The organism is Bartonella queenslandensis AUST/NH15 (assembly GCF_000312585.1).
Taxonomy (GTDB): domain Bacteria; phylum Pseudomonadota; class Alphaproteobacteria; order Rhizobiales; family Rhizobiaceae; genus Bartonella; species Bartonella queenslandensis_A.
Genome location: NZ_HE997972.1, coordinates 1 through 1,779, shown reverse-complemented (window position 1 = coordinate 1,779; position 1,779 = coordinate 1). Strand labels below are relative to the sequence as shown.

Annotated in this window: 5 protein-coding genes; all 5 read right to left on the bottom strand. The window is 37.4% G+C overall.

Annotated features, from left to right (window positions below):
- Positions 1-12: 12 nt before the first annotated feature.
- Positions 13-294: a type II toxin-antitoxin system YafQ family toxin gene (locus BN338_RS00150; RefSeq protein WP_039757919.1), complete on the bottom strand. Its 282-nt coding sequence runs from the start codon at positions 292-294 to the stop codon at positions 13-15.
- Positions 281-544 carry a type II toxin-antitoxin system RelB/DinJ family antitoxin gene (locus tag BN338_RS00145; protein WP_039757918.1) on the bottom strand — a complete coding sequence of 88 codons (264 nt, stop codon included), beginning with the start codon at positions 542-544 and terminating at the stop codon, positions 281-283. Before BN338_RS00145 ends, BN338_RS00150 begins: the two co-directional genes overlap by 14 nt.
- Positions 545-641: 97 nt before the next feature.
- A complete protein-coding gene (locus BN338_RS00140) occupies positions 642-983 on the bottom strand; it encodes a BrnA antitoxin family protein (RefSeq protein ID WP_051018455.1) in 342 nt (113 codons plus the stop codon).
- A 75-nt stretch (positions 984-1,058) separates the two neighbouring features.
- On the bottom strand, positions 1,059-1,355 hold the full coding sequence (locus BN338_RS00135) for a HigA family addiction module antitoxin (RefSeq protein WP_039757917.1): 297 nt from the start codon (positions 1,353-1,355) through the stop codon (positions 1,059-1,061).
- 16 nt (positions 1,356-1,371) lie between these two features.
- Positions 1,372-1,686 carry a type II toxin-antitoxin system RelE/ParE family toxin gene (locus BN338_RS00130; RefSeq protein ID WP_039757920.1) on the bottom strand — a complete coding sequence of 105 codons (315 nt, stop codon included), beginning with the start codon at positions 1,684-1,686 and terminating at the stop codon, positions 1,372-1,374.
- Positions 1,687-1,779 lie beyond the last annotated feature (93 nt).

The window sequence follows — 1,779 nt, the reverse complement described above, 5'->3', positions numbered from 1 at the left end:
GGTTAATTGAAATTATAGATTAAACTGTGAATGAGAACCAAGACGCACTAAAACTAGTCTGTCTTGACCAATCAAGCGATAGATCAAAACCAAATCAGGTCGAATATGACAATCCCGATAATCTTTCCAATTTCCAGTTAATGCATGGTTATGATACCGAAGTTCTAAAGGTTGATCATTTGCTAATGCTACAATGACTTGATGCAAATCTGTACTTAAAAGATGCCGACATCGTCCTTTCATCTCACGCTTGAAATCACGTTTGAAAATGGTGGTACGTTCAATCGTCCGCATAGAGATCATCAAATAATTCGTCTACGGAATGAAACTTTTTTAAGTTGCCTTCATCAAGTTCGGCAAAAGCTGCTATAGTTTCTGCATTGGGTTGAAACAAAAAAGAAGGAATAGCTTTATCTTGTGCAATACGTGTCATCAACACTCTCACAACATCACTTACTGACAAACCAGAGGCTTGAATAACTTGACTAGCGACATTTTGAATTTCTTCCGGTACACGCGCTTGAACCATGCGACTGGTAGCCATAAAGACTTCTCCTCTCTCAACTGTATTTCAATGTAATACAATTGAAGTTTAATTTCAACTATAAAGCATTATTTTTAGAGTGGTGAGATCGTTTGACTTAACAACCGCTTGCTTTTTTTAAGACTTCACCCATACGTGTGCGCCAATCTTTTCCTTGTTTTTTAAAAGAGGCAATAACGTTTGGGTCGAGACGGAGAGTAACCGCTTGTTTAGGAGATTCAATGGGTAGACGCCCACGTTTACGGCGCTCTTCTGTTACATACTTAAAAAAGGAGGCTGGTAAAACGTCTTTAGCTGGCTTTAAGCGTGCAAGTTCTTCATCTGTCAATGGCGGAGAATCCACAGCGTCCCAATCTTCTTTTGCATAATCACATCCTGCTTCAAAGTTTTTTTTGAGAGCTAACAATTCTTCTATGGCTTGAAGTGTATCCGCTCGCATACTGGGATATATACCCGATTATACTTGATTGTCAATTATCTGTTACGTCGTAAAACCTTATAAGTGGAAAGATTATTAAACCCTACATTCAAATTTATTAATTTTGGCAAATTCATCTGCTTTTTCGATTTGTAAAACACTGACATCGTAAGCAGCTTGCATGTTAAGCCAAAATTCAGCTGTAGTATCAAAAAAATAGGCTAATCGTAGTGCTGTATCAGGAGTTATCGGACTATTTTCCGCAACAATACGTTCTATCCTCGTGCGTGGAACATTCAAGGCTTTGGCAAGGGCATAAGCAGAGAGAGCATATTCTTTTAAATATTCTTCCCGTAAAATTTCTCCGGGATGAATTGCTACATAATTTTTCATCTCTATCTCCTACAAATCAATGATAATCTACAATTTCAACTTCATAGGCACCATTAGAACGCCATTCAAAACAAATACGAAACTGGTCATTAATACGAATAGAATATTGACCTTTACGCTCTCCTTTCAATGCTTCTAAACGATTTCCCGGAGGACTGCGCAAATCTTTGAGATCAACTGCTTTATCCAACATAAATAATTTCCTTTGAGCTATACGTACGAGAGTTGTGGGAAAACCTTTAGGTGGATTGCCTTCTAAAAGATCTTTACACCGCTTATCTGCAAAAGATTCAATCACCAAGTCACCTTCATTCGTTCTTTTACGTATCATAACATGATACCAATCTAAAGAAAAGGACGAATGTTGAAAAATATTTAAAAACAGGAGTGCAAATGAATAGGAAAGATAGGAAAGGACTTTCAA

Bases quoted from the DNA above. Each gene is read 5' to 3' on its own strand.
- BN338_RS00150 (WP_039757919.1), bottom strand. From the start codon at position 294: ATGCGGACGATTGAACGTACCACCATTTTCAAACGTGATTTCAAGCGT.
- BN338_RS00145 (WP_039757918.1), bottom strand. From the start codon at position 544: ATGGCTACCAGTCGCATGGTTCAAGCGCGTGTACCGGAAGAAATTCAA.
- BN338_RS00140 (WP_051018455.1), bottom strand. From the start codon at position 983: ATGCGAGCGGATACACTTCAAGCCATAGAAGAATTGTTAGCTCTCAAA.
- BN338_RS00135 (WP_039757917.1), bottom strand. From the start codon at position 1,355: ATGAAAAATTATGTAGCAATTCATCCCGGAGAAATTTTACGGGAAGAA.
- BN338_RS00130 (WP_039757920.1), bottom strand. From the start codon at position 1,686: ATGATACGTAAAAGAACGAATGAAGGTGACTTGGTGATTGAATCTTTT.